The organism is Halomonas sp. 3H, assembly GCF_024206005.1.
Classification (GTDB): domain Bacteria; phylum Pseudomonadota; class Gammaproteobacteria; order Pseudomonadales; family Halomonadaceae; genus Halomonas; species Halomonas campaniensis.
On record NZ_CP100360.1, the window covers coordinates 3,104,375 to 3,128,781 of the forward strand.

The window sequence follows — 24,407 nt, forward strand, 5'->3', positions numbered from 1 at the left end:
TTTTCAAAATAACTATATGCATGAAAATACCCAAGTGGCGTCAACCACTTGGGTATAGAATTCAGTCCAGATGCGTGGCGATCAGAGGGTGATGCGCAGTGCCAGCGGATGCTCGTCGCAGTTGTTTCCCTCGCCGCCCCGATCCACCACCAGGAACTCCCCTTCCCGCTCCAGCACCGACTGGATGGCGTGCCAGGTGCCGGCACGGTAGTTGACCCCTTGGCGGCCGTCGGTGATGAAGGCGCGCACCTCGGCGGGATCGATTTCATCACCCGGCGGGGCCACGACCACCAGGAAGCGCTCCTCGTGCAGCGGCATGAAGGCCTGGCTGCCCAGCGGGTGGCGCTCCAGGAAGTCGAGTTCCAGGGGGACCGTCACCGGCTGGCTGACGAAGATGCTGACCAGCGTCCGCGCGCCCTCCCCCAGGGTCTCGACCGTCGCCAGGTCGTGGTGGCGCCGGGTGCGCCCGGCGTTGATGGGAAACCACGCCGACGTCCGGGCGTCGATGACGTCGCCGAAGGGGGCGAAGACCTCGGCGGTCAGCGGTTCGGCTTTCAGTTCCAGCATGTCGTTCTCCTGAACACTTCTGGCTCTCCTGTCGGAGCTTACCCGGCGACAGGCCTGCTCGGGGGCGCTGTGAACCCCTCCCTGGGCGCTACCGATGCCATCCCTGGCATAGGACCCCCTCCAGACCTGTCCCCGGCGCTCCTCAGGTTGGCGCCGTATCAGCGACTACCCAGGCGCAGCTTCGGGTGGCGGTTGACGTCCTTGTAGAGCAGGTAGCGGAAGGGCCCCGGGCCGCCGGCATAGCAGGCCTGGGGGCAGAAGGCGCGCAGCCACATGAAGTCGCCGGCCTCCACCTCCACCCAGTCCTGGTTGAGGTGGTAGACCGCCTTGCCCTCCAGCACGTAGAGGCCATGCTCCATGACGTGGGTCTCGTCGAAGGGGATCACCGCGCCGGGCTGGAAGGTGACGATATTGACGTGCATGTCATGGCGCACGTCGTCGGGATCCACGAAGCGGGTGGTGGCCCAGCGCCCCTCGGTGCCCGGCATGGGGTTGGGTTCGAGGTCATTCTCGTTGACCACGAAGGCCTCGGGCGCATCGATACCCTCGACCTTCTCATAGGCCTTGCGCACCCAGTGGAAACGCACCGGGGCATCGGCCTCGTTCTTCACCTGCCAGTCGCTACCGGGCGGAATGAACGCATAGCCGCCAGGGACCAGGCGGTGGCGCTTGCCGGCGAGGGACAGGGAGAGTTCCCCCTCCACCACGAACAACACGCCCTCGGCCTCCGGGTCGAGCTCGGGGCGTTCGCTGCCGCCGCCTGGCGAGACCTCCATGATGTACTGGGAGAAGGTCTCGGCGAAGCCGGAGAGCGGGCGCGCCAGCACCCACAGCCGGGTGTTCTCCCAGAACGGCAGGTTGCTGGTGACGATATCGCCGAAGACGCCCTTGGGAATGACGGCGTAGGCCTCGGTGAACACCGCCCGGTCGGAGAGCAGCTGGGTCTGGGGCGGATGACCGCCGGCGGGGGCGTAGTAGGTGCGTGGTTTCATGGTTTGTCCTGGTCAGAGAGAACTCGTCTCCAGCGAGAGGCGCCGGGGACAGGTCTGGAGGGGGTCCGAGGCCCAGGGAAGGCCGAGGTAGCGTACAGGGACGTATTCACAGCGCCCCCGTACAGGCCTGTCGCCGGATCAGCCTCGAGCCACTCCGAGCGACGGGGGGTTCACCGCCCCGGTGCCGGATGATGCTCCATCCAGTGGCGGGCGATATCCACCCGGCGCGCCACCCAGACCCGGTCATGGGCCTCGATATGGTCGAGGAAGCGCTGCAGGGCGCGGAAGCGGCCCGGGCGCCCCAGCAGGCGGCAGTGCATGCCGATGGAGAGCATCTTCGGCGACTCCTCGCCCTCTGCATAGAGCACGTCGAAGGCGTCGCGCAGGTAGGTGAAGAAGTGGTCGGCGGTATTGAAGCCCTGGGGCGCGGCGAAGCGCATGTCGTTGGTGTCCAGGGTGTAGGGCACGATCAGGTGGTCGTGCTCGACGCCCCGGCTGTCGCGCTCGCGGGTCCAGAACGGCAGGTCATCGCCGTAGTAGTCGCTGTCATAGAGGAAGCCCCCCTCGTCGAGCACCAGCCGGCGGGTGTTGGGGCTGTCGCGGCCGGTGTACCAGCCTTGGGGCTTCTCCCCGTAGAGGCGCTGGAAGATCGCCATGGCCTGCTTGAGGTGCTCGCGCTCCTGCGCCTCCGGCATCTCCTGGTAGTGGATCCAGCGGTAGCCGTGGCAGGCGACTTCGTGGCCCAGCTCCCTGAAGGCGTGGGCCGCCTCCGGGTGGCGCTCGAGTGCCATGGCCACCCCAAAGACGGTAAGCGGCAGGCCACGGCGCTCGAACTCGCGCAGGATGCGCCATACCCCCGCCCGGGAGCCGTACTCGTAGATCGACTCCATGCTCAGGTGGCGGTCCGGGTAGCTGGCCGCGCCGATGATCTCGGAGAGGAACTGCTCGGAGCCGGCATCGCCGTGCAGCACGCAATTCTCGCCCCCCTCCTCGTAGTTGAGCACGAACTGCACGGCGATCTTCGCCCGGCCCGGCCAGTTGGCGTAGGGCGGCGTGCGGCCATAGCCGATCAGGTCACGAGGGTAGTCGGATGAGGGAACGTGCGTCATGGCGAAGCTTCCTGGTTGTTATCGGCTGTCGCGGCGGCCCGGGAGCCGGAACGGGAACGAACATTTATTATGTATACAAAGAAAAGATAGGCTGTGTCCACTTGATCTGCAAGCCCTCGCGAAGGGCACACACTGTATACAGTTTAATATCAAAATAGCCGACATTACGACCCGCAACTCCCGCAATAGACCAAGGTCTATCGCCGAAGATCATTCCGGCGCCTCCTCGTAAAAACGACAATACACTGATTTACTTTGGAATATTCTGACCATCGCTGCCCTGGCAGCCGAGGGTTGCGGCTTGAACAAAAGGCCGCTATTTTGTGTACAAAGAAATCATTTCACGTCCACAGGACAGGGCCCGCGCCATGCATATTCGCGTCATCAACCCCAATACCACTGCCGGCATGACGGCAACGATCGGCGACGCCGCCAGCCGCATCGCCGCACCCGGCACCCGGATCACTGCCACCCAGCCCGCCAGCGGGCCGGTCTCCATCGAGAGCCACTTCGACGAGGCGATCAGCGCCGTGGGCGTGCTGGACGAGGTGCTGGCGGGCGAGCAGGCGGAGGTCGACGCCTACGTGGTCGCCTGCTTCGGGGACCCGGGGCTGCTGGCCGCGCGGGAGCTGACGCGCGCCCCGGTGATCGGCATCGCAGAGGCCGCCTTCCACATGGCGACGCTGGTCAGCACCCGCTTCTCCATCGTCACCACCCTGGGCCGCACCGGCATCATCGCCGAGCACCTGCTGGAGCAGTACGGCTTCCGCCACCACTGCCGCCGGGTGCGCGCCGCAGAGATCCCGGTGCTGGACCTGGAGGAGAGCGGCGATGCGGCCCTGGCACGCATCATTGACGAGTGCCGGCGCGCCCGCGACGAGGACGGCATCGGCGCCATCGTGCTGGGCTGCGGCGGCATGGCCGACCTGACCGACACCATCAGCCGCGAGGTGGGCCTGCCGGTGGTGGAAGGCGTCACCGCTGCCGTAAAGCTGGCCGAGGCGCTGGTGGGGCTGGGGCTCGGCACCAGCAAGCACGGCGACCTGGCGTTCCCGCGGCCCAAGCCCATGACCGGCCAGTTCGAGCGGTTCTCCCACCTGACCCCGAACCGCTGACCGACCGCCCCGACACGACAACAACAGCGCTGCCGGCAGCACGCCAGACCGCAAGACACCCGGCTCGACCGGACAATCCAATACCAACAAGCGACTTGCGAGGACCTCGACATGACAACGCCCACTTCACAGGCAACCACCGCCCAGGCGGCCTCAGCCCCTCCCGATGCCATCAGCGGCCACAAGGCCCCTGGCCAGGAGTCGCTGGCCCCGCAGCAGACGCGGATCATGGGGCGCACCTCCTACTTCCTGGCCTGGTTCGGCGGATGCGTGTCCATCGGCACCTTCGCCATGGGCTCCAGCGTGGTCGGCACCCTCAACCTGATCCAGGCCACCCTGGCGATCGCCATCGGCTGCTTCGTCATCGGCATTGCCCTGGCCCTCAATGGCGCCGCCGGCTACAAGTACGGCATCCCCTTCATGGTCCAGGCGCGCAGCGCCTTCGGTTTCGCCGGCACCCGGCTACCCGGCCTGGTGCGGGCCGTGCCCGCGGTGGTGTGGTACGGCTTCCAGAGCTGGATCGGCGCCGGCGCGCTGAACATGGTCTCGGCCACCCTGTTCGGCTTCGACAACCTGATCTTCTACTTCATCACCTTCCAGTTCCTGCAGATCGGCCTGTCGGTGATGGGGTTCCAGGGCATCAAGTGGCTGGAGAATATCGGCAGCGTCTTCATCCTCGCCTCGCTGATGTACATGTTCTACGCCACGGTGCAGCGCTACGGCGACGAGCTTTCCGCCAGCCTGCTGACCATGGAAGGCTCCTGGGGCCTGCCGTTCTGGGGCGCCACCATGCTGTTCCTGGGCATCTACAGCACCATGATGCTCAACGTCAGCGACTACGCCCGCGAGCACAAGCAGGGCACCGCCCAGAGCCTGCTCACCACCATCTACGCCATGTCGATCCTGCCCTGCACCCTGTTCATGGGCCTGATCGGCTACATGGTCTCCGAGGCCACCGGCACCGCCGACCCGATCCAGGTGTTCGCCAACGCCGTGGACAACACCCCGCTGCTGATGACCACCCTGCTGTTCATCGCCTTCGCCCAGGTCACCACCAACGTGCTCAACAACGTGGTGCCGCCCACCTACGTTCTGATGGACGTCTTCAAGCTCAAGTTCACCACCTCCACGGTGATCGTCGGCCTGCTGGCCTTCGCCACCTTCCCCTGGAAGCTGGTACAGCCCGACTCCGCCGCCGGCCTGCAGCTCTTCGTGCAGACTTACTCCGCCTTCCTCGGCCCGATCTTCGCCATCCTGGTGGTGGACTACTACATCATCCGTCGCCGTACCCTGGACCTCGGCAAGCTCTATGACGAGACCGGTCCCTACCAAGGAGTCAACGTCGCCGCACTGATCGCGACCGCCGTCGGCATCGCCGCCGCCCTGACCTTCTCCGCGGTCTCCTGGTACGCCAGCCTGATCCCGGCCGGCGTCACCTACTACCTGCTGATGAACCACTGGGCCCCCTGCCAGCGCTTCCGCCAGTAGGCGTCTCCCTCGACTCCCGCCCGGCCAGCGCCGGGCGGCACCTCCGCCAATAACGACAATGGTGACATCGATGAAACAGAGTGATCTGGATATCCAGCGCATCGATCCAACGCTGTACAACGAAGACTTGGCTCCCTTGAAGCACAAGGACCGTAACTGGGGGGCCTTCGAGATCTTCAATGTCTGGTCCAACGACATCCAGAGCCTGTTCGGCTATACCCTGGCGGCGTCGCTTTTCCTGGCCTACGGCCTCAATGGATGGGCGGTCATGGCTGCCATCATCCTGGCAGGGGTGATCGTGATGTACCTGGTCAACCTGACAGGCAAGCCCAGCGTCAAGTACGGTATTCCTTTCCCGGTGATGGTGCGGGCCAGCATGGGCGTACGCGGCGCCAATCTGCCGGCCATGCTGCGCGCCATCATCGGCATCTTCTGGTACGGGGTGCAGACCTATTTCGCCTCCACCGCCATCGCGCTACTGCTGGTCGCGCTCTTCGGTGCCGGCAACGGCAGCACCTTCCTGGGCCTCTCCGGGATCGCCTGGGTCTCTTTCGTGATCGTCTGGCTGTTCCAAATCGCGATCTTCTGGCAGGGCATAGAGCGCATCAAGCACTTCCTCAACTGGGCAGGCCCGATGGTCTACGTTGTGATGGTGGTGCTGATGATCATTGTCTGGTTCCAGGCCGGCAGCGACCTGCTACCCGCGGTCAGTACCATTTTTAGTGCTGACGGCGACCGCTCCGGCAGCGCCCTGGCGGCCTTCATGGCCATCGTCGGCACCATGGTGGCCTACTTCGCCGCGGTGGTGATCAACTTCGGCGACTTCACACGCTTCGTGAAGACCGAGCGCCAGATGAAGCTGGGCAACTTGCTGGGCCTGCCGCTCAACGTGGCATTCTTCTCCTTTATCGCCCTGATCATCACCGCCGGCACCCTGGTGCTTTTCGGTGACGCCTTGACCAACCCGGCAGACATCGTTGAGCGCGTCGACTCCCTGCCGCTGACCATCGTCGCTGCCCTGACCTTCTTCGCCGCTACTGTGGGCATCAACCTGGTGGCAAATTTCATCCCGCCAGCCTACGACCTGGCCAACCTCTTCCCCAGCAAGATCAGCTTCAAAGTCGGCGGCCTGATCACTGCCATCGTCGCCTTCTTCGTAGGGGCGCTGTGGGTCTCGGTGATCAGCCAGGTCGGCGTGCCAGGTTTCGTGAATGCCTTGGGCGCTATCGTCGCCCCCTTCTACGGCATCATCGTGGTGGACTACTACCTGATCAAACGCCAGCATCTCGACATGGAAGAGCTCTTCTCCTCCGAGCCGGGTAGCGCCTATTACTACGTGAAGGGGTGGAACACCCGAGCACTGGCCGCCTTCGGCTGTGCGGCGTTATTCTCGATCTCCACCGTGGTCGTACCCGCGTTATCCGGACTTGACGGTTACGGCTGGATGATGGGCGCTGCCCTGGGCGGGCTCTTCTACTACGGCCTGATGCGCAGCCACCGTCCGGCCGTGGTTCCCGCCAGCGCCTGATCACTCCCTGACACAAGGCAGAGACAATGACCCCCGGGCCTTGGCCCGGGGGTCATTGCATGAGCCCGCTCACTGCCAGTCAGCCGCCGAAGATCTCGTGGAGGTCCGGGGCCTCGCCCTCCTCCTCGACGATGGAGAGCGAGGCCTCGATGGCCTTGAGGTGGCGGCTCATGAAGGCCGCGGCGCGTTCGCCGTTGCCGGCCTCCAGGTAGCCGATCAGGTCGTCGTGGTCGTGGGACTCGCAGCCCAGGTGGCCGGCGTTGCCGTAGACGGCGAGGATCAGCGAGGAGCGCGAGCAGAGCCGGCCGACGAAGTCGGCCAGGGTGGCGTTGCCGGAGATCCCGGCCAGTCGCGCATGGAAGGCCGCGGAGAGCTTGATGGCCGTGCTCTGCTCGCCACCCTTGAGCGCCTCCCGCTCGCGGCGGGCCATCTCGCGCAGTTCACTCACATCGGCCTCGGTGATGCGCCGCGCCACCTCGGGCATCAGGCCGCACTCCACCATCTGGCGGGCGTCGAAGACATCCTTGGCCTCGTCGGCGGTGGGGCGGGTCACGCTGGCCCCGCGGCGTGGCGTCAGGGTGACCAGCTGCTCCAGGGCCAGGCGCTGCAGGATCTTACGGATGCCGGTGCGGCTGACGCCGAACACCTCGGCAAGGGCATCCTCGCGCAGGCGGGCGCCGGGCTTGAGACGATGCTCGATGATCGCATCGCTGATCGAGCGGTAGATGGCCTCGTGTCGCTCGGCACCGTCGCCGTTCTTGCCCAGGCGGGGGCCAGGCGCCTTGCGCTCGGCCACGGTCTGACGCTGGTTCATGAAGGCTCGTCTCCTGCATTGCCTGATGCGACGTATTGTATACGCATACTCGGCCCCCGACGACGCCCTGCCCGTAAGCGACGACGACCCGCCGGCCGGGCGGGTCGTCGAGAGGTGACAGGCAGCCGTCCGGCTCACTCCGTCCAGGCGGCGATGGCCGCGCGCTCCTCGTCGGTCATGCCGGTCATGTTGCCCAGCGGCATGTACCCGCTGGCCACCACCTGCCGAATCTGCTCCCGCTGGCGGGCGGTCTGCTCCGGGGTGTCGTAGGCCATGCCGGCCGGCGGCGCGTTGAAGCCGGGCTGGGTCGGCTGGCTGGCGTGGCAGGCCGCGCAGCGGGTCTCGACGATGGCATGGACCTCCTCGAGGCTCACCGCGGCGCGCCCCGGATCGGCGGCGGGGGACGGCGCAGGCGCGGCGATCCAGAACGCCACTGCGATCAGCGCCACCCCGGCCGCCGGGTAGGCGGGCTTGATGCTGCCCGCGTGCATCAGCACGAAGAACTGGCGGATCAGCGCGCCGGCGAAGATGAACAGCGACATGATCACCCAGGCCTGCTCGTGGGAGTAGGCGAAGGAGTAGTGGTTGCTGATCATCAGCAGCACCACCGGCAGGGTGAAATAGGTGTTGTGCACCGAGCGCTGCTTGCCGCGCTTGCCGTCCAGCGGGTTGGGCGCCTCGCCGGCCTTCATCGCCTTCACCATGCGCCGCTGCCCGGGGATGATCCAGAAGAAGACGTTGGCCGACATGGCCGTGGCCATCACCGCCCCGGTCAGCAGGAAGGCCGCCCGTCCCGAGAACAGCTGGGTGCTGAGGTAGGCCACCACCACCATCATCACCGCCACGGCGATGCTCAGCAGGCCGTCGCGGGTCATGTCGGGGCTGATGCGCTTGCACAGCTCGTTGTAGACCACCCAGCCGCCGACCAGGAACAGCAGCGCCAGCACGTTGGCCTGCCAGCCGCTCATGCTCGCCGCCCACGCCCAGCTGCTATCGGGATTGACCAGGTAGAAGCTCGGGTTGGCCATGTAGAGCAGCACGAACAGGGCGAAGCCCGACAGCCAGGTGGTGTAGGCCTTCCAGAACGACCAGTGCAGGTCCTCCGGCAGCTTGGCAGGGGCCGTGGCGTACTTCTGGTTGTGGTAGAAGCCGCCGCCGTGCACCGCCCACATCTCGCCGAATACCCCCTTGTCGCGGTCCTCGGCGGCCTTGGGCCTGCGCAGGCCATTGTCCAGCATCACGAAGTAGATCGACTCGCCGATCCAGGCGATGGCCGCGATGACGTGAAGCCAGCGCAGCATGAAGTTGGCAAAGTCCAGCAGATAGGCTTGCATCAGGGGATGCCTCGACTCATTGCATTGTTGTTGGTGACCGGCGGCCAGGCCTCGTCAGACATGCCGGAGGGGGCCGCCATGTTACGGGCCGAGGCTAGCTGCCGCGGTAGGTGGAGTAGCCATAGGGCGACAGCAGCAGCGGCACGTGGTAGTGCGCCTCGGCATCGGCCACGCCGAAGCGCAGCGGGATCACGTCGAGGAAGCGCGGCTCGTCGGCCTCGATGCCCTGCCGGCGCAGGTAGTCGCCGGCGTGGAAGACCAGCTCGTACTCGCCGGCGGCGAACGCGCCATCCTCGAGGATCGGGGCATCGCAGCGGCCATCATCGTTGGTGACGACCTCCTTGAGGCGCTCTCGTCCCTCGCCCGCGAGGCGGTACACCTCGATGCGGATGCCCTGGCCGGGGCGGCCCTGGGCGGTATCAAGCACATGGGTAGTCAGGCGTCCCATCTTCACTCTCCTGTTGTTCTCTGTGGATGGTTCCCGGAAGGTTGCGGATAGCAGTGAGGACATTTTTAGACGTTTATGGAGTACATTTCAAAATATTTTTTGTATACATTAGGAAGGAAAACCCCTTCGACCACCGCCATCGGGAGACCGACCATGACTGACAGCACCCTGACACCGCGTCCCAGCCAGCTTGACAAGGCCGCCTTCGTGGCCGCCTACGGCGAGATCTACGAGCACTCCCCCTGGGTCGCCGAACTGGCCTGGGAACGCGGGCTGGACCCGCGCCACGACACTCCCACGGGCCTGGCCGAGGCGATGGGCCGGATCCTCGTCGAGGCCGATCCCGAACGCCAGCTCGCCGTGATCAGCGCCCACCCCGATCTGGCCGGCAAGGCGGCCCTCGCCGGTACCCTGACCGACGACTCCACCCGCGAGCAGGCCGGTGCCGGCCTCGACCAGTGCAGCCCCGAGGAGCTGGCCCGTTTCGAGCGCCTCAACGGGGCCTACAAGGCGAAGTTCGGCTTCCCCTTCGTGATGGCGGTGAAGGGCAGCGACCGCTTCGTCATCCTCGACGCCTTCGAGGCGCGCCTGGAGAACACGCCGGAGCAGGAGCGCCGTACCGCCATCGAGCAGATCAATCGCATCGCCCTGTTCCGCCTGCAGGCGCGCCTGGCGGGCTGATCGCCGCCCCCGCGGCCCGGCCGCGGGGACCCAGCCCCCTCATGAGCCACCCAACAGGCTGACCGATTGGTCAACAACTGGCCCGCAAGACATTGATATGAATGACTTCGTCAAAAATGAACACAGTAATTTAGACACAGTGTCTTTCATGATCTTCGGTATTGTGTACATTTAGAGCAGAGGATTGGCCTCAATACCCATAACAATGGGCCGACTCCACGACCCGCACGCCAGCACCGACAACAATCCCAGCTGCGAGCCCGACCATGACCAGATCCCGTTCCGCCCCCCATCCCGAGACGAACCCCACCCGCACCATCAACCGCGACCCGGACGCGATGCCGCCGCTCTCCAAGGCGATCCCGCTGGGCCTTCAGCACATCATGGCGATGTTCGCCGGCAACGTGACGCCGCCGATCATCATCGCCGGCGTGATCGGCGCCGCCACCGGCGAGACGATCTTCCTGATCCAGGTGGCACTCTTCGTGGCCGGGGTCTCGACCCTGATCCAGACCATCGGCATGGGCCCCATCGGTGCCCGCCTGCCCATCGTCCAGGGCACCAGCTTCGGCTTCCTGCCGGTGGCGCTGCCCCTGGCCAACGCCTTCGGGCTGGCCGCAGTGCTCGGCGCCTCCTTCATCGCCGGCCTGCTGCAGATCGTGCTGGGGGCCTTCCTCAAGAAGATCCGCCACTGGTTCTCGCCGGTGGTCACCGGCATCGTGGTGCTGCTGATCGGCATCACGCTCATGCCGGTCGGCCTCAACTACGCCGCCGGCGGCGTGGGCTCGCCCGACTTCGCCTCGCCCACCAACCTGCTGCTGGCGCTCTTCGTGCTGGTGGTGTGCATCGCCGTGCACCAGCTGGGCCGCGGCTTCGTCAAGGCCTCCTCGATCCTCTTCGGCCTGTTGGCCGGCTACCTGGTGGCCATCGCACTGGGCATGGTGGACTTCACCAACCTGCGCGAGGCGGCCTGGTTCGCCGTGCCGAGGCCGCTGCAGTACGGCATGGAGTTCCACCTCACCGCCATCGTGGGCATGGTGCTGATCATGTTCGTGGTGGGCCTGGAGACCATCGGCAACATCTCCGCCATCACCACCGGCGGCGCCGGCCGGCCGGCGAAGGACCGCGAACTCTCCGGCGGCGTGATGGCCGACGGCGTGGCCACCTCCTTCGCCGCGGTCTTCAACACCCTGCCCAACACCGCCTATGCCCAGAACGTGGGCCTGATCACCCTGACCGGCGTGGTCAGCCGCCACGTGGTGACCATCGGCGGCATCCTGCTGATCTGCATGGGGCTCTTCCCCAAGCTGGGCGGCCTGGTGGCGGCCATGCCCCATGCGGTGCTGGGCGGCGCCGGCGTGGTGATGTTCGGCATGATCGCCTCGGCGGGCCTCAAGATCATCCAGGAGTGCGAGCTCGACCAGCGCGCCATGCTGATCATCGCGGTCTCCCTGAGCCTGGGCATCGGCCTGCCGGCGGTGGAGGCGATCTCCGAGACCATGCCCGGCCAGGCGGGGCTGCTGCTCAAGTCCGGCCTGGTGCCGGCGGCCCTGGCCGCCCTGCTGCTGGATGCCATCCTGCCTGGCAAGCCCCGCCGCCAGCGCGGGGGCGAGGACGTCGAGGCCGAGGCCAGCAAGGCCGAGTCCAACGCCTGACACCTCCCTCGCGCCCCCTGTCACTCCCCAGGCGCCGCCGGTTACCCCGGTGGCGCACCCCGTTTCACGGCCGCCATAGCTCGCCTTGGCTAGACTGTCGTTGACGGCCACGCAGGGAGTATCACCATGTATCGGGATCGAATCGATGCGGCACGACGGCTCGCCGAGGCCCTGGCCCACCTCAGGGGAGCGCACCCCCTGGTGCTGGCCATTCCCCGCGGCGGGGTCCCCATGGGCCGGATCATCGCCGACGCCCTGGAGGGCGAGCTGGACGTGGTGCTGGTGCGCAAGCTCGGCGCCCCGGGCAACCCCGAGTTTGCCATCGGAGCGGTCAGCGAGGACGGCAGCGTGCACCTGCAGGAGGAGGCCGCGCTCTGCCGCGACGACTGGCTGGCCCGCGAGGTGGCTCGCCAGCGCGAGCTGATCGACGAGCGCCGCCGCCGCTACACGCCGGTGCGCTCGCCCATCGACCCGACCGGGCGGGTGGTGGTGGTGGTGGACGACGGCAGCGCCACCGGGGCGACCATGGCCGCGGCGCTCGCCACCCTGCGCCAGCGTGACCCGGCCCGGCTCATCGCCGCCATCGGCGTGGCCCCGCCCGACACCCTGGCCCGGCTCGGCGCCCTGGCCGACGAGGTAATCTGCCCCGAGGCCCCCCACCACTTCCGCGCCGTGGGCCAGTTCTTCGCCACCTTCGACCAGGTCGAGGATGACGAGGTCGTCCGGCTCCTCGGCGGAGCCTCCTGAGCCGAAGGCCGCAGCACAGGCCCAAAACGGCACGGGCCGCCCCGATGGGGCGGCCCGTGTGATTCCCGCGGCCGGCGAGACGCCGGCGCCGGCCTTATTTGGCGGCGGCGGTCGCGGACTTCATGCTCTCCTCGACGAGCTTCTGGCTCTTCTGCAGGAAGTCCTGGCCGAGGGCGCTGACCTTCTCGGCATCGCTCTTCATGCGCTCGCCCAGGTCCTGAGCCGCCTTCTGCTGGCCTTCCACGACCTTCTTGAGGCCATCGGCATCGCGCACGTCGATCCAGGCGCGCGCCTGGGCCAGGCCGAGGTCGGAGTAGCTGCGGGCGGCATCCAGCTGGGCGCCGAGCAGCTTCTCGTAGTATTCGAGGGTCAGCGAGCCATAGGCGCGTGCCGGCTCGACGAAGAGGCCCTCGAACTGTTCGGTCGTCTTCTGGGTGGTTGCCTTGGTGGACATGGAACACCTCCGTCTCTGGTGGTCGAACAGGGGCGATATGCCCTGTGTTGCATTGCAACATAGCAGGCGCTTTTGTGCGTTGCAACATGGCGGCGACCGATTTTCCTCATCCCCCGCCGAGCGCGCCCGCGCTGCCATCGAAGACGCCCGGCCGGGGCCGGGCGTCGTGGGCGACTCGCCATCGAGACGGCTTAGGTGGCCCGGTCAGCGATAGGCCCCCTCGATGTCGGTGATCCGCATGGCGCTGCGCCCCAGGCCGCCGTGAAGGTCGAGCATGCGCTCCAGCCAGGCGTGCACCGGGTCGGCATTGGAGACCAGGTCGGCACTGGAGACGGTGCGCGCCCACATGAAGCTGCCGAACACCAGGTAGTCGCCCGCCGCCGGTGCCGCGCCGTCGATGTAGTCGGCCTCCTTGAGGCGCCCGCGCAGCGGCTCCAGGGCCGCATCCAGCTGCGACAGCCCCTTCGCCGGGGAGTGGAACTCCTCGAGGGTGCGCCCGAAGCGCTTCTCGCGGCTCTCGCGGAAGTAGTCGCGGTCGTCGGGATGGATGGCGTTGAGCAGGTCCATGATGATGGTGCGCATCATCGCCGGCTGCAGGGCGCGCTCGGCATAGTGCTTGAGGAAGCGGGCCCGACCCTCGGCGACGGCATCGCCGAGCAGGGGGGCGTCGGGGTAGGCGCGATCCAGGTAGCGCAGGATCTCGTAGCTGTCGGTGATGACCTCGTCGCCGTCGACCAGTACGGGCACCTTGTCGTGGTCGGCGAAGGCCAGCGCCTGCTTGTCGGTGAAGCGCCAGGGACGCGCCTCCACCTCCAGCCCCTTGTGGGCCAGGGCATAGCGGACCCGCCAGCAATAGGGCGAGAAGCGCAGCCCCTCGTCGATGCCGCAGAGATCGTAAAGCACCCGTGTCATGGCAACTCCTCGGTGTCGGGGGTGGTCTCGTCCGAGTGTGCCAGGCTTTGCCGACCCCCGCCATGGGGCCTGACCAGGCGGGCAGGTCGGCACGCCGGACTGTCCTTTAGTCTATGCCGCCCCGCCCTGCCAGGCGGCGGCGCTCGCCGATGCGGGCCCAGAATGCCTTTCCTTACAGACGCTTGCGGCATGATCGGCGGAGATAGACCAGAGACATGATTGGTCAGACCAATTTTCCAGCGCTGGCCAGCCACCCGGCGATGCGATTATCTTTCGCCCGTTCGCCCCGCCCTGCCGGCAGGCGTGCCTACACTTAACCTTCGTTCACGAGCCTGTCTGACAATAACCGAGAGGGAAACCTGCCTCATGAATGACACCACTCTTGCACTACTGGCCTTCGTGCCCCTGGTGCTGGCCGGCGTGTTGCTGATCGGCTTCCGGATGGCGGCCAGGACCGCCATGCCGGTGGTCTTCGTGGTCACCGCCCTCATCGCCCTGTTCGCCTGGGAAATGAGCTTCAACCGGGTGCTGGCCTCGACCTTCCAGGGCCTGATCCTCACCGTGTCGATCCTCTGGATCATCTTCGGTGCCATCCTGCTGCTCAACACCCTGAAGCACTCCGGCGGCATCACCGCGATCCGCAACGGCTTCTCGGGCATCAGTCCGGACCGCCGCGTCCAGGCCATCATCGTCGCCTGGCTGTTCGGCTGCTTCATCGAGGGCGCCTCCGGTTTCGGCACCCCGGCCGCCGTGGCCGCCCCGCTGATGGTCGCCCTGGGCTTCCCGGCGCTGGCCGCCGTGGTCGTGGGCATGATGATCCAGTCCACGCCGGTCTCCTTCGGTGCCGTGGGCACGCCGATCGTGGTGGGCGTCACCGGTGGCATCAACCGTGACGGCATCAGCGAGGCGCTGGAATCCGGCGGCTACACCTGGATGGAGTACTTCCGCCTGATCGCCGGTGAAGTGGCGGTGATCCACGGCATCGTCGGCATCCTGATGCCGCTGATCATGGTGGTGATCATGGTCAAGTTCTTCGGTGCCAACAAGTCGTGGAAGGAAGGGCTCTCCATCGCCCCCTTCGCCATCTTCGCCGGCGTCTGTTTCGTGGTGCCCTACATGCTGGCCGGCGTGCTGCTCGGCCCGGAGTTCCCGTCGATGATCGGCGCCATGGTCGGCCTGGCCATCGTCGTCCCGGCGGCCCGCAAGGGCTTCCTGATTCCCAAGGACGTCTGGGATTTCCCGGAGAGCAAGTCCTGGCCGGACGAGTGGATCGGCAAGCTGGAAATCAAGCTGGACGACATCGCCGGCAAGGCACCGATCTCCACCCTGATGGGCTGGGTGCCCTACGTGCTGCTGGCCGTGATCCTGGTCGCCTCACGCACCATCGATCCGTTCCGCGAAGCGCTGCAGTCCCTCTCCTTCGGATGGAGCAACATCCTGGGTGAGGCCGGCGTCTCCGGAGCCATCCAGCCGCTCTACCTGCCGGGTGGCATCCTGCTGATGGTGGTGCTGATCACCGCCGTGCTGCACCGCATGCGCGCCGGCGAGCTCCAGGCCGCCTTCAGTGAATCCTCGAAGACCATCTTCGGCGCCGGCTTCGTGCTGATCTTCACCATTCCCATGGTGCGGATCCTGATCAACTCCGGCGTCAACGCGGCGGACCTGGTCTCCATGCCGGTGGCCATGGCGCAGTTCGTGGCCGACAGCGTGGGCGGTGTCTACCCGTTCTTCGCCCCGGCCGTGGGTGCCCTGGGGGCCTTCATCGCCGGCTCCAACACCGTGTCCAACCTGATGCTGGCCGAGTTCCAGTTCAACGTGGCGCAGCAGCTGGGACTTTCCACCGCCTTCATGGTGGCGCTGCAGGCCGTGGGTGCGGCCGCCGGCAACATGATCGCCATCCACAACGTGGTCGCGGCATCCGCCACCGTGGGCCTGCTCGGCCGCGAGGGCATCACCATCCGCAAGACCATCCTGCCGACCATCTACTACCTGGTCTTCACCGGCCTCATCGCCCTGATCGCCTTCTATGTGATCGGCGTGACGGATCCGCTGATGCGGGTCAGTTGATGGCACGAGCATGATGCTCACCGGGCCCCGCCGACCGTCGGCGGGGCCCGGTCATTTCCCCTGCCCGGGGCGCTGCGGACCACCTTGATGAAAAAAATTTCCATGGAATTATGGAAATTCTTTTCATAAAATTGGTCACTACACTGAAGTGATGTCCCTCCCGCTCAGGAGTCACCATGAACACCCACTTCGATGAACGACTCGATGGCGGTCAACCCGGGCATGATCAGTCCGAGGTGCTGGCCGACCTCCAGCAGGCACTGCCCGGCATGACCCTGCTGCACCGCGAGGAGGACCTGCGCCCCTTCGAGTGCGACGGTCTCTCCGCCTATCGTGCCCTGCCCATGCTGGTCGCCCTGCCCGAGACCCTCGAGCAGGTCGAGATCCTGCTCAAGCGCTGCCGGGCCCTGGGCGTGCCGGTGGTGACACGCGGCGCCGGCACCGGCCTCTCCGGCGGCGCCATGCCGCTGGAGCACGGCGTGCTGCTGGTGCTGTCGCGCTTCAGCCGCATCCTCGAGATCGACCCCGATGCGCGCACTGCGCGGGTGCAGCCCGGGGTGCGCAACCTGGCCATCTCCGAGGCAGCGGCGCCCTACGGGCTCTACTACGCCCCTGACCCCTCGTCGCAGATCGCCTGCTCCATCGGCGGCAACGTGGCCGAGAACGCCGGTGGTGTGCACTGTCTGAAGTACGGCCTCACCGTGCATAACGTCATCAAGGTCGAGGTGCTGACCATCGAGGGGGAGCACATGACCCTGGGGTCGGACGCCCTGGATGCTCCCGGCTTCGACCTGCTGGCGCTGTTCACCGGCTCCGAGGGGATGCTCGGGGTGGTCACCGAGATCACCGTCAAGCTGCTGCCCAAGCCCGAGACCGCCAAGGTGCTGATGGCGAGCTTTGACGACATCGAGAAGGCCGGCAACGCCGTGGGGGCCATCATCGCCGCGGGCATCATCCCCGGGGGCCTTGAGATGATGGACAACCTGGCGATCCGCGCCGCCGAGGACTTCATCGGCGCCGGCTACCCGGTGGAGGCCGAGGCGATCCTGCTCTGCGAGCTGGACGGCGTGGAGGCGGACGTGGACGACGACTGCCAGACCGTGCGTCGCGTGCTGGAGCAAGCCGGCGCCACCGATATCCAGCAGGCCCGGGACGAGGCCGAGCGGGCGCTGTTCTGGGCCGGGCGCAAGAACGCCTTCCCGGCGGTGGGCCGCATGTCGCCGGACTACTACTGCATGGACGGCACCATCCCCCGCCGCGAGCTGGCGCGGGTGCTCAAGGGCATCGGCGATCTGGGCGAGGAGTACGGCCTGCGGGTGGCCAACGTCTTCCACGCCGGCGACGGCAACATGCACCCGCTGATCCTCTTCGATGCCAACCAGCCGGGTGAATTCGAGCGCGCCGAGGAGCTGGGCGGCCGCATCCTCGAGCTGTGCGTCGAGGTGGGCGGCACCATCACCGGCGAGCACGGCGTGGGCCGCGAGAAGATCCACCAGATGTGCGTGCAGTTCAGCCCCGGCGAACTTGCGACCTTCCGTGCCGCCAAGCGCGCCTTCGACCCCGACGAGCTGCTCAACCCCGGCAAGAACATCCCCACGCCGGCGCGCTGTTCCGAGTTCCGCCTGACCAAGAGCGCCGGTGACGCCCCCGCCCCGACCCGGGCCCGAGAGAGCCAAGGCTGAGAGAGTTCGACGACATGGTGACCACTCACGATACCCCCCAGCACGACATCCCCAGCCAGGACGCCAGCGAGGCGCTGGCGGAGCGCGTCCGTCGCGCCGAGGCCGAGGGCACGCCCCTGCGCATCGTCGGCGGCGACACCAAGGCCTTCTATGGTCGCCGGGTCGAGGGCGAGGCGCTCTCCACTCGCGAGCACCGCGGCATCACCGAGTACGACCCGGTGGAGCTGATCGTCTCGGTGCGCAGCGGCACCCCGCTGCGCGAGCTGGAGGCCGCCCTGGCCGCCAACGGGCAGATGCTGCCCTGTGAGCCGCCCCACTTCGGCGACGACGCCACGGTGGGCGGCATGATCGCCACCGGCCTCTCCGGCCCGCGCCGCCCCTGGGCCGGCAGCGTGCGCGACTTCGTGCTGGGCACGCGGATCATCACCCGCCAGGGCAGCGAGCAGCGCTTCGGGGGCCAGGTGATGAAGAACGTGGCCGGCTACGACCTCTCGAGGCTGATGGTGGGCGCCCAGGGTACCCTGGGGCTGATCACCGAGGTCTCCATGAAGGTGCTGCCGCTGCCCGGTGCCTCGCGCAGCCTGCATCTGGACATGCCGCTGGCCCGGGCGCTGGAGAAGCTCTCCGAGTGGGGCCGTCAGCCGCTGCCGATCACCGCGGCCGCCTGGCTCGACGGCGCCCTGCACCTGCGCCTGGAGGGCGGCCCGAGCTCCGTGGCCGCCACCGCCGAAAGGCTCGGCGGCGACGAGCTCAAGCCGGACTTCTGGGAGGCCCTGCGCGAGCAGCGCCTGGCCTTCTTCGCGAAGGACGACAGCCGGGCCCTGTGGCGCCTCTCGCTGCCCCACCACACTCCGGTGATCGAGCTGCCCGGCGTCAATGATCCCGACGTGCTCTACGACTGGGCGGGCTGCCAGCGCTGGCTGAGGAGCGACCTCGACGCCGAGGCGATCCGCCAGGCGGCGGCCCGCGCCGGCGGCCATGCCACCTGCCTGCGTGGCGCCGGCGGCACACCGGTGGACGAGCCCTTCACCCCGCTCCCCCCGGTGCTGGCCAAGTACCATCGCAACCTCAAGGCCGAGCTGGACCCGCAGGGCATCTTCAACCCGGGCCGGCTCTACGCGGCATTCTGAGACAGGGGAAAACGCCGAGATGCAGACGCACTTTACCGAGGAAGACCTCAAGAAGCCGCATATCCGCGAGGCCGACCGGGTGCTGCGCACCTGCGTGCACTGCGGCTTCTGCAACGCCACCTGCCCCACCTACCAGCTGCTGGGCGACGAGCGCGACGGCCCCCGCGGGCGTATCTACCTGATGAAGGAGATGCTCGAGGCCCCCGAGGGCAGCGACAAGGTGACCGAGGAGACCCGGCTGCACCTGGACCGCTGCCTGACCTGCCGCAACTGCGAGACCACCTGCCCCTCCGGGGTCGAATACCACAAGCTGCTCGACATCGGCCGCGCCGAGATCGAGCGCCGGGTGCCGCGCAAGCCGGCCGAGCGGGCCCAGCGCTATGCGCTGCGCAAGATGCTGGTGGAACCGAAGCGCTTCCAGGCGCTGCTGAAGCTGGGCCAGACCTTCCGTCCGCTGGTGCCCGGTGCCCTCCGGGACAAGATGCCGCCGGCCCCCGTGGATGCCGGCAAGCGCCCCGACGGCAGGCAACACGCCCGGCAGATGCTGATCCTGGAGGGCTGCGTGCAGCCGGGGCTCTCGCCCAACACCAACGCCGCCACGGCCCGGGTGCTGGATCGCCTCGGCATCGGGCTGACCCCGGTGGCGGAGGCCGGCTGCTGCGGCGCCATCGACTTCCACCTCAACGCCCATGATGACGGCCGCACCCGGGCGCGGGCCAACATCGACGCCTGGTGGCCGCACATCGAGGCCGGGGCGGAAGCCATCGTGCAGACCGCCAGCGGCTGTGGCGCCTTCGTCAAGGAGTACGTCGACATCCTCAAGGACGACCCGGCCTACGCCGAGAAGGCCGCCCGGGTGAGCGAGCTGGCAAAGGACCTGGTCGAGGTGCTGCGCGACGAGGCCCTCGACGACCTGAGCGTGAAGCAGGGCCGCCGGCTCGCCTTCCACTGCCCCTGCACCCTGCAGCACGCCCAGAAGCTCGGCGGCGCCGTGGAGGGCGTGCTGACCCGGCTCGGCTTCGCGCTGACCCCGGTCGCCGATGCCCACCTCTGCTGCGGCTCGGCGGGCACCTACTCCATCACCCAGCCCGAGCTCTCGAAGCAGCTGCGCGACAACAAGCTCGACAACCTGGAGGCCGGCAACCCCGAGGTGATCGTCACCGCCAATATCGGCTGCCAGACCCACCTGGCCGGCGCCAACCGCACCCCGGTCAGACACTGGATCGAAATCGTCGATGAGGCACTGACATGAATGATCGTCACGGCGCTCAATCATTCAGCTGCCAGACCCACCTGGCCGGCGCCAACCGCACCGAAGTGCGCCACTGGATCGAGATCGTGGACGAGGCACTCGCGTAACACTCGCCTCGCATCCGAGCGAGGGGCGTCGAGGGCAAGCCGGAGGGGAGGTCCTACGCCAGGGAAGGCGTCGGTAGCGTACAGGGAAGTATTCACAGCGCCTCCCCGAGGGTTTGCCGCCGAGTCAGCCCCGAGCCTGCCACCCCCTGCAACAGCGTTCCATCACGAAGAGGAAGTCCGCTCATGAAGACCAAGCCCGTACTGACCCTGACCGACGTCAACGCCATCCTCGATGCCGCCCAGAAGGAGGCCGAGGCCAACGGCTGGGGCGTCACCATCGCCGTGGCCGACGACGGCGGCCACCTGCTCGGCCTGCGCCGCATGGACACCGCCCCGCCCTTCAGCGCCGACGTGGCCACCCAGAAGGCCCGCAACGCCGCCATCGGCCGCCGCGAGACCCAGGCCTTCGAGGAGATGATCAACGGTGGCCGCACCGCCTTCGTCACCGCGCCCATGCAGTCGCTGCTGGCCGGCGGCGTGCCGGTGCTGGTGGACGGCGAGGTGGCCGGCACCGTCGGCATCTCCGGCGTCAAGCCCGACCAGGACGTGCAGATCGCCCGTGCCGGCGTCGCCGCCATCGGCTGAGCCCGCCGCCGACACGACAGGGCCCCGCTCCATCCGGAGCGGGGCCCTGTGCGTTCTGGCCAATGCGGCTGAAACCGGGAGCGGGCTCAGCGAACGGTATCAGTCGATGCGTTTCAGCTGGCTCGCGTGGAGGCGGCCGCGCTCCACGTAGCCCGCCGCGTTCCTCCTCAGCCCCTCGACGGCCTCCTCGGAGAGCTCACGGACCACCCGGGCCGGCGCGCCGACGATGAGCGAGCGGGGCGGGAACTCGGCGCCCTCCTTGACCACGGCCCCGGCCGCCACCAGGCAGTTCTCGCCGATCACCGCGCCGTTGAGGATCACCGCCTGGATGCCCACCAGGCTACCGTCGCCGATGGTGCAGCCGTGCAGCATCGCCTGGTGGCCCACGGTCACGCCCTTCCCCACCCGGAGGGGAAAGCCGGGGTCGGCGTGCAGCACCGCGCCGTCCTGGATGTTGCTCTCCTCACCCACCTCGAGGTGGTCGGTATCGCCGCGCAGCACCGCCTGGTACCAGACGCTGGCGCCACGCCCGAGGGTGACCTGGCCGATCACGTCGGCGGTCTCGGCCACATAGACATCGTCCTGGAGCTCCGGGCGGTGCTCCCCGTACTGGTAGATCGCCATGGGATTCCTCCTGCTGACAAGGGATGGAAAGAGGATGCCACGCAGGGGCCAGCGGCGCGAGCCGGCGTCGGCCCGCCCCGGCGCCCCCGGTCAGGCCAGCGCCTGTTCCAGCAGCCGCGCCACGTGGACCGCCTCCCGGCCGCTGCCGTCCTGGATCTGGTGGCGACAGCTGGTGCCGTCGGCCACCAGCACGGCATCGTCGCCCGCCTCGCGGATCGCCGGCAGCAGCGACAGCTCGGCCATGGCCAGCGAGGCATCATAGTGCTCCACCTCGTAGCCGAAGCTGCCCGCCATGCCGCAGCAGGAGGACTCGATGGTCTCGACCTCGAGGTCGGGGATCCACGACAGCACCGTCTCGACCGGGCGCAGGGCATCGAAGGCCTTCTGGTGACAGTGGCCATGGAGCATGGCGCGCCGCTGGGGAAGCGCCTTGAGCTCGAGGGGCAGCTCGCCGGCATCCCGCGCCTGGACCAGGAACTCCTCGAACAGGAAGGCCGAGCGGGAGAGCGCCTCGGCCTCCTTGCCGAACCCGTACTGCAGGAACTCGTCGCGCAGGGTCAGCAGGCAGGAGGGCTCGAGCCCGACGATGGCCACGCCCCGCTTCACATGGGGCATCAGGTGGTCGAGGGTTCGTCGCGCCTCCAGCCGGGCCTTGTCGAACTGCCCGGACGAGAGATAGGTGCGCCCGCAGCAGAGCGGCCGCTGGCCCGGCCTGGCGTTCAGGTGCACCCGGTAGCCGGCGGCTTCCAGCACCCGCCGGGCGGCCCGGGCGTTGTCGCCCTCCTGGTAGTTGTTGAAGGTGTCCACGAACAGCAGCACCTCCCGCGAGGCGAGGGCCGGGCTCTCGTGGGGCTCGGCCAGGAAGTTGCCGCGGAAGGCCGGCAGCGAGCGCTGCGGCGCCAGGCCGAGGGTGCGCTTGATGGCGCGGGCCAGGATGGGCACGCGCTCGACCCCGTTGACCAGCCCGGCGAAGCGGCTGGCCCAGGGGGCATAGCGCGGCATCTCGCCGACCAGGCGGTCGCGCAGCGACAGTCCCCGGGCCCGGGCCCGGGCGGTGCGCGCCTCGATCTTGAACTTCGCCATGTCCACGCCGGTGGGACAGTCACGCTTGCAGCCCTTGCAGGAGACGCAGAGGTCCAGCGCCTCCTTGACCTCGTCGCTGGCCAGGCCCGCCTCGCCCAGCTGGCCCGAGAGCACCAGCCGCAGGGTGTTGGCGCGCCCCCGGGTCAGGTGCTGCTCGTCGCGGGTGATGCGGTAGCTGGGGCACATGGTGCCGGCGTCGAACTTGCGGCAGTGGCCGTTGTTGTTGCACATCTCCACCGCCATGGCCAGGCCATGGGTGGGGTCGCCGGCGCTGCCGGGCTCGCCCTGCTCGCCGGTCAGCGGGTCGCGGGTGACGTTCCAGCCCGACCAGTCGAACACCGGGGCCAGCGGAATCCGGCGATAGGCCTTCGGGAAGCGGAAGTAGCGGTCGTCGTCCATCCGCGGGGTGTCGACGATCTTGCCCGGGTTGAGCCGGTTCTCCGGGTCGAAGGTGCCCTTGACCGCCCGGAAGGCGTCGTTGAGGGTCTCGCCGAACTGCCAGGCCACCCACTCGCCGCGGCACAGGCCGTCGCCGTGCTCGCCGGAGTAGGCCCCCTTGTACTCGCGCACCAGCGCGGACGCCTGCTCGGCGATCTCGCGCATCTTCTCGGCGCCGTCGCGGCGCATGTCGAGGATCGGCCGCACGTGGAGGGTCCCCACGCTGGCGTGGGCATACCAGGTGCCCTCGGTGCCGTAGCGGTGGAACACCTCGGTCAGCCGGTCGGTGTACTCCGCCAGGTGCTCCAGGGGCACCGCACAGTCCTCGATGAAGGAGACCGGCTTCCCGTCCCCCTTCATGCTCATCATGATGTTGAGGCCGGCCTTGCGCACGTTCCACAGCGCCTTCTGCTCGGCGGGCGCCGGCATCTCCACCACGCTGTCGGGCAGGCCCAGGTCGGCCATCAGCTCGGAGAGGCGCGCAAGCGAGGCGAGCTGGGAATCGCGGTCCTGGCCGGCGAACTCCACCAGCAGCACCGCCTGGGGCCGGCCGATCAGCGCCTTCTCGATCACCGGCCGGAACGCCGGGTTCTCGAGCGAGAGGTCGATCATGGTGCGATCCACCAGCTCCACCGCCGAGGGATCCAGGGTGACGATGTGCTGGGTGAGATCCATCGCCTGGTAGAAGGTAGGGAAGTTCACCACCCCGAGCACCTTGTGCTCGGGCAGCGGCGAAAGCCGCAGGGTGATGCGCCGGCTCACCCCCAGGGTACCCTCGGAGCCCACCAGCAGGTGGGCCAGGTTGGCCCGCCCCTCAGGGTCGTAGGGCCGGGGGTTCTGGCACTCGAAGAGGTCGAGGTTGTAGCCCCCGACGCGCCTGAGCACCTTGGGGAAGTGCTCGCGGATCTCCGGGGCGACGCCGTCGGCGATGGCCTTCACCCGGTCGGCCAGTTCGCGCACCGGGCCGCGTTCCGGCAGGGCATCGACGAAGCCGAAGTGCCCCTCGCTGCCGTCGGCCAGCCAGGCGTCCACGCCCAGCACGTTGTGGACCATGTTGCCGTAGCGGATCGAGCGCGAGCCGCAGGAGTTGTTGCCGGTCATGCCGCCGAGGGTGCACTGGGCGCTGGTGGAGACATCCACCGGGTACCAGAGCCCGTGGGGCTTGAGCCAGGCGTTGAGGTGGTCGAGCACGATGCCGGGCTCCACCACCACGGTGCGCGCCTCGGGATCGAACTCGACGATCTCCTTGAGCCAGCGGGTGGTGTCGATCACCAGCGCCTCACCCACCGTCTGGCCGCACTGGCTGGTCCCGGCGCCCCGGGCCAGGATCGGCACCCGGGCATCCCGGGCAATCTCCAGCGCCGCGGTCAGGTCCTGCTGGTGGCGGGGGATCACCACCCCCACCGGGGTCACCTGGTAGATCGAGGCGTCCGTCGAATAGCGGCCCCGCGAGGCATGGTCGAACAGCACCTCGCCCTCCAGCTCCCGGGCGAGGCGCGCCGCCAGTTCGGTCACCGGCTTTACCCGCGCATCCGGTGAGGTGGTCTTGTCCGTGAGAGACGTCATCCTGCCTTCCTCAGCCATGGGGAATGTGC

At 67.9% G+C, this 24,407-nt stretch carries 21 protein-coding genes; 11 read left to right on the plus strand and 10 right to left on the minus strand.

Annotated elements, in window-relative coordinates:
• Positions 1-81: 81 nt before the first annotated feature.
• The 3 genes from NFC98_RS14320 to puuE all read right to left on the minus strand — a co-directional run bounded on the left by NFC98_RS14320 (position 82) and on the right by puuE (position 2,668).
• Positions 82-567 (minus strand): ureidoglycolate lyase, encoded by a 486-nt coding sequence (locus NFC98_RS14320; protein ID WP_254275596.1) that lies wholly within the window; start codon positions 565-567, stop codon positions 82-84.
• A 158-nt stretch (positions 568-725) separates the two neighbouring features.
• Complete coding sequence (locus tag NFC98_RS14325) at positions 726-1,559, minus strand: bifunctional allantoicase/(S)-ureidoglycine aminohydrolase (RefSeq protein ID WP_254275597.1); 834 nt, start codon at positions 1,557-1,559, stop codon at positions 726-728.
• A gap of 170 nt (positions 1,560-1,729) precedes the next feature.
• Positions 1,730-2,668, minus strand: coding sequence for an allantoinase PuuE (gene puuE, locus NFC98_RS14330; protein ID WP_254275598.1), 939 nt, complete (start codon positions 2,666-2,668; stop codon positions 1,730-1,732).
• Positions 2,669-3,036: 368 nt separating this feature from the next.
• Between puuE and NFC98_RS14335 the strand changes: the two genes are divergently transcribed.
• The 3 genes from NFC98_RS14335 (at position 3,037) to NFC98_RS14345 (ending at position 6,799) form a co-directional block, all read left to right on the plus strand.
• A complete protein-coding gene (locus tag NFC98_RS14335; protein ID WP_254275599.1) occupies positions 3,037-3,783 on the plus strand; it encodes an aspartate/glutamate racemase family protein in 747 nt (248 codons plus the stop codon).
• A 111-nt stretch (positions 3,784-3,894) separates the two neighbouring features.
• Positions 3,895-5,271, plus strand: coding sequence for an NCS1 family transporter (locus NFC98_RS14340; protein ID WP_254275600.1), 1,377 nt, complete (start codon positions 3,895-3,897; stop codon positions 5,269-5,271).
• A gap of 70 nt (positions 5,272-5,341) precedes the next feature.
• Positions 5,342-6,799: an NCS1 family nucleobase:cation symporter-1 gene (locus tag NFC98_RS14345; RefSeq protein ID WP_254275601.1), complete on the plus strand. Its 1,458-nt coding sequence runs from the start codon at positions 5,342-5,344 to the stop codon at positions 6,797-6,799.
• A 79-nt stretch (positions 6,800-6,878) separates the two neighbouring features.
• Here NFC98_RS14345 and NFC98_RS14350 read toward each other — a convergent pair whose 3' ends face one another.
• The 3 genes from NFC98_RS14350 to uraH form a co-directional block, all read right to left on the minus strand.
• Positions 6,879-7,613 (minus strand): GntR family transcriptional regulator, encoded by a 735-nt coding sequence (locus NFC98_RS14350; protein WP_254275602.1) that lies wholly within the window; start codon positions 7,611-7,613, stop codon positions 6,879-6,881.
• A 134-nt stretch (positions 7,614-7,747) separates the two neighbouring features.
• Positions 7,748-8,947, minus strand: a complete 1,200-nt coding sequence (locus NFC98_RS14355; RefSeq protein WP_254275603.1) for a urate hydroxylase PuuD — start codon at positions 8,945-8,947, stop codon at positions 7,748-7,750.
• Positions 8,948-9,041: 94 nt separating this feature from the next.
• Entirely contained in the window at positions 9,042-9,395 is a 354-nt protein-coding gene (uraH, locus tag NFC98_RS14360; protein WP_254275604.1) for a hydroxyisourate hydrolase, read from the minus strand.
• Between the two features lie 153 nt (positions 9,396-9,548).
• Between uraH and uraD the strand changes: the two genes are divergently transcribed.
• The 3 genes from uraD to NFC98_RS14375 all read left to right on the plus strand — a co-directional run bounded on the left by uraD (position 9,549) and on the right by NFC98_RS14375 (position 12,478).
• Positions 9,549-10,076 (plus strand): 2-oxo-4-hydroxy-4-carboxy-5-ureidoimidazoline decarboxylase, encoded by a 528-nt coding sequence (gene uraD, locus NFC98_RS14365; protein WP_254275605.1) that lies wholly within the window; start codon positions 9,549-9,551, stop codon positions 10,074-10,076.
• Between the two features lie 266 nt (positions 10,077-10,342).
• Positions 10,343-11,731 (plus strand): uracil-xanthine permease family protein, encoded by a 1,389-nt coding sequence (locus tag NFC98_RS14370; protein WP_254275606.1) that lies wholly within the window; start codon positions 10,343-10,345, stop codon positions 11,729-11,731.
• Between the two features lie 126 nt (positions 11,732-11,857).
• Entirely contained in the window at positions 11,858-12,478 is a 621-nt protein-coding gene (locus NFC98_RS14375) for a phosphoribosyltransferase (RefSeq protein WP_254275607.1), read from the plus strand.
• A gap of 94 nt (positions 12,479-12,572) precedes the next feature.
• Here NFC98_RS14375 and NFC98_RS14380 read toward each other — a convergent pair whose 3' ends face one another.
• Positions 12,573-12,932 carry a phasin family protein gene (locus NFC98_RS14380; RefSeq protein ID WP_254275608.1) on the minus strand — a complete coding sequence of 120 codons (360 nt, stop codon included), beginning with the start codon at positions 12,930-12,932 and terminating at the stop codon, positions 12,573-12,575.
• Between the two features lie 204 nt (positions 12,933-13,136).
• Positions 13,137-13,844 (minus strand): glutathione S-transferase family protein, encoded by a 708-nt coding sequence (locus tag NFC98_RS14385; protein ID WP_254275609.1) that lies wholly within the window; start codon positions 13,842-13,844, stop codon positions 13,137-13,139.
• Positions 13,845-14,210: 366 nt separating this feature from the next.
• On the opposite strand from NFC98_RS14385, the gene NFC98_RS14390 reads away from it, so the two are divergent.
• The 5 genes from NFC98_RS14390 to NFC98_RS14410 all read left to right on the plus strand — a co-directional run bounded on the left by NFC98_RS14390 (position 14,211) and on the right by NFC98_RS14410 (position 20,667).
• Positions 14,211-15,911, plus strand: coding sequence for an L-lactate permease (locus tag NFC98_RS14390; RefSeq protein ID WP_254275610.1), 1,701 nt, complete (start codon positions 14,211-14,213; stop codon positions 15,909-15,911).
• Between the two features lie 176 nt (positions 15,912-16,087).
• A complete protein-coding gene (glcD, locus tag NFC98_RS14395) occupies positions 16,088-17,593 on the plus strand; it encodes a glycolate oxidase subunit GlcD (RefSeq protein ID WP_254275611.1) in 1,506 nt (501 codons plus the stop codon).
• A 14-nt stretch (positions 17,594-17,607) separates the two neighbouring features.
• Positions 17,608-18,723: a glycolate oxidase subunit GlcE gene (glcE, locus tag NFC98_RS14400; protein WP_254275612.1), complete on the plus strand. Its 1,116-nt coding sequence runs from the start codon at positions 17,608-17,610 to the stop codon at positions 18,721-18,723.
• A gap of 19 nt (positions 18,724-18,742) precedes the next feature.
• Positions 18,743-19,975 carry a glycolate oxidase subunit GlcF gene (glcF, locus tag NFC98_RS14405; RefSeq protein ID WP_254275613.1) on the plus strand — a complete coding sequence of 411 codons (1,233 nt, stop codon included), beginning with the start codon at positions 18,743-18,745 and terminating at the stop codon, positions 19,973-19,975.
• Between the two features lie 290 nt (positions 19,976-20,265).
• Positions 20,266-20,667 (plus strand): heme-binding protein, encoded by a 402-nt coding sequence (locus NFC98_RS14410; RefSeq protein WP_254275614.1) that lies wholly within the window; start codon positions 20,266-20,268, stop codon positions 20,665-20,667.
• Positions 20,668-20,766: 99 nt separating this feature from the next.
• Here the strand turns inward: NFC98_RS14410 and NFC98_RS14415 are convergent, their stop codons facing one another.
• Complete coding sequence (locus NFC98_RS14415) at positions 20,767-21,291, minus strand: gamma carbonic anhydrase family protein (RefSeq protein ID WP_254275615.1); 525 nt, start codon at positions 21,289-21,291, stop codon at positions 20,767-20,769.
• A 90-nt stretch (positions 21,292-21,381) separates the two neighbouring features.
• Complete coding sequence (locus NFC98_RS14420) at positions 21,382-24,378, minus strand: FAD-binding and (Fe-S)-binding domain-containing protein (protein WP_254275616.1); 2,997 nt, start codon at positions 24,376-24,378, stop codon at positions 21,382-21,384.
• Positions 24,379-24,407: the final 29 nt, after the last annotated feature.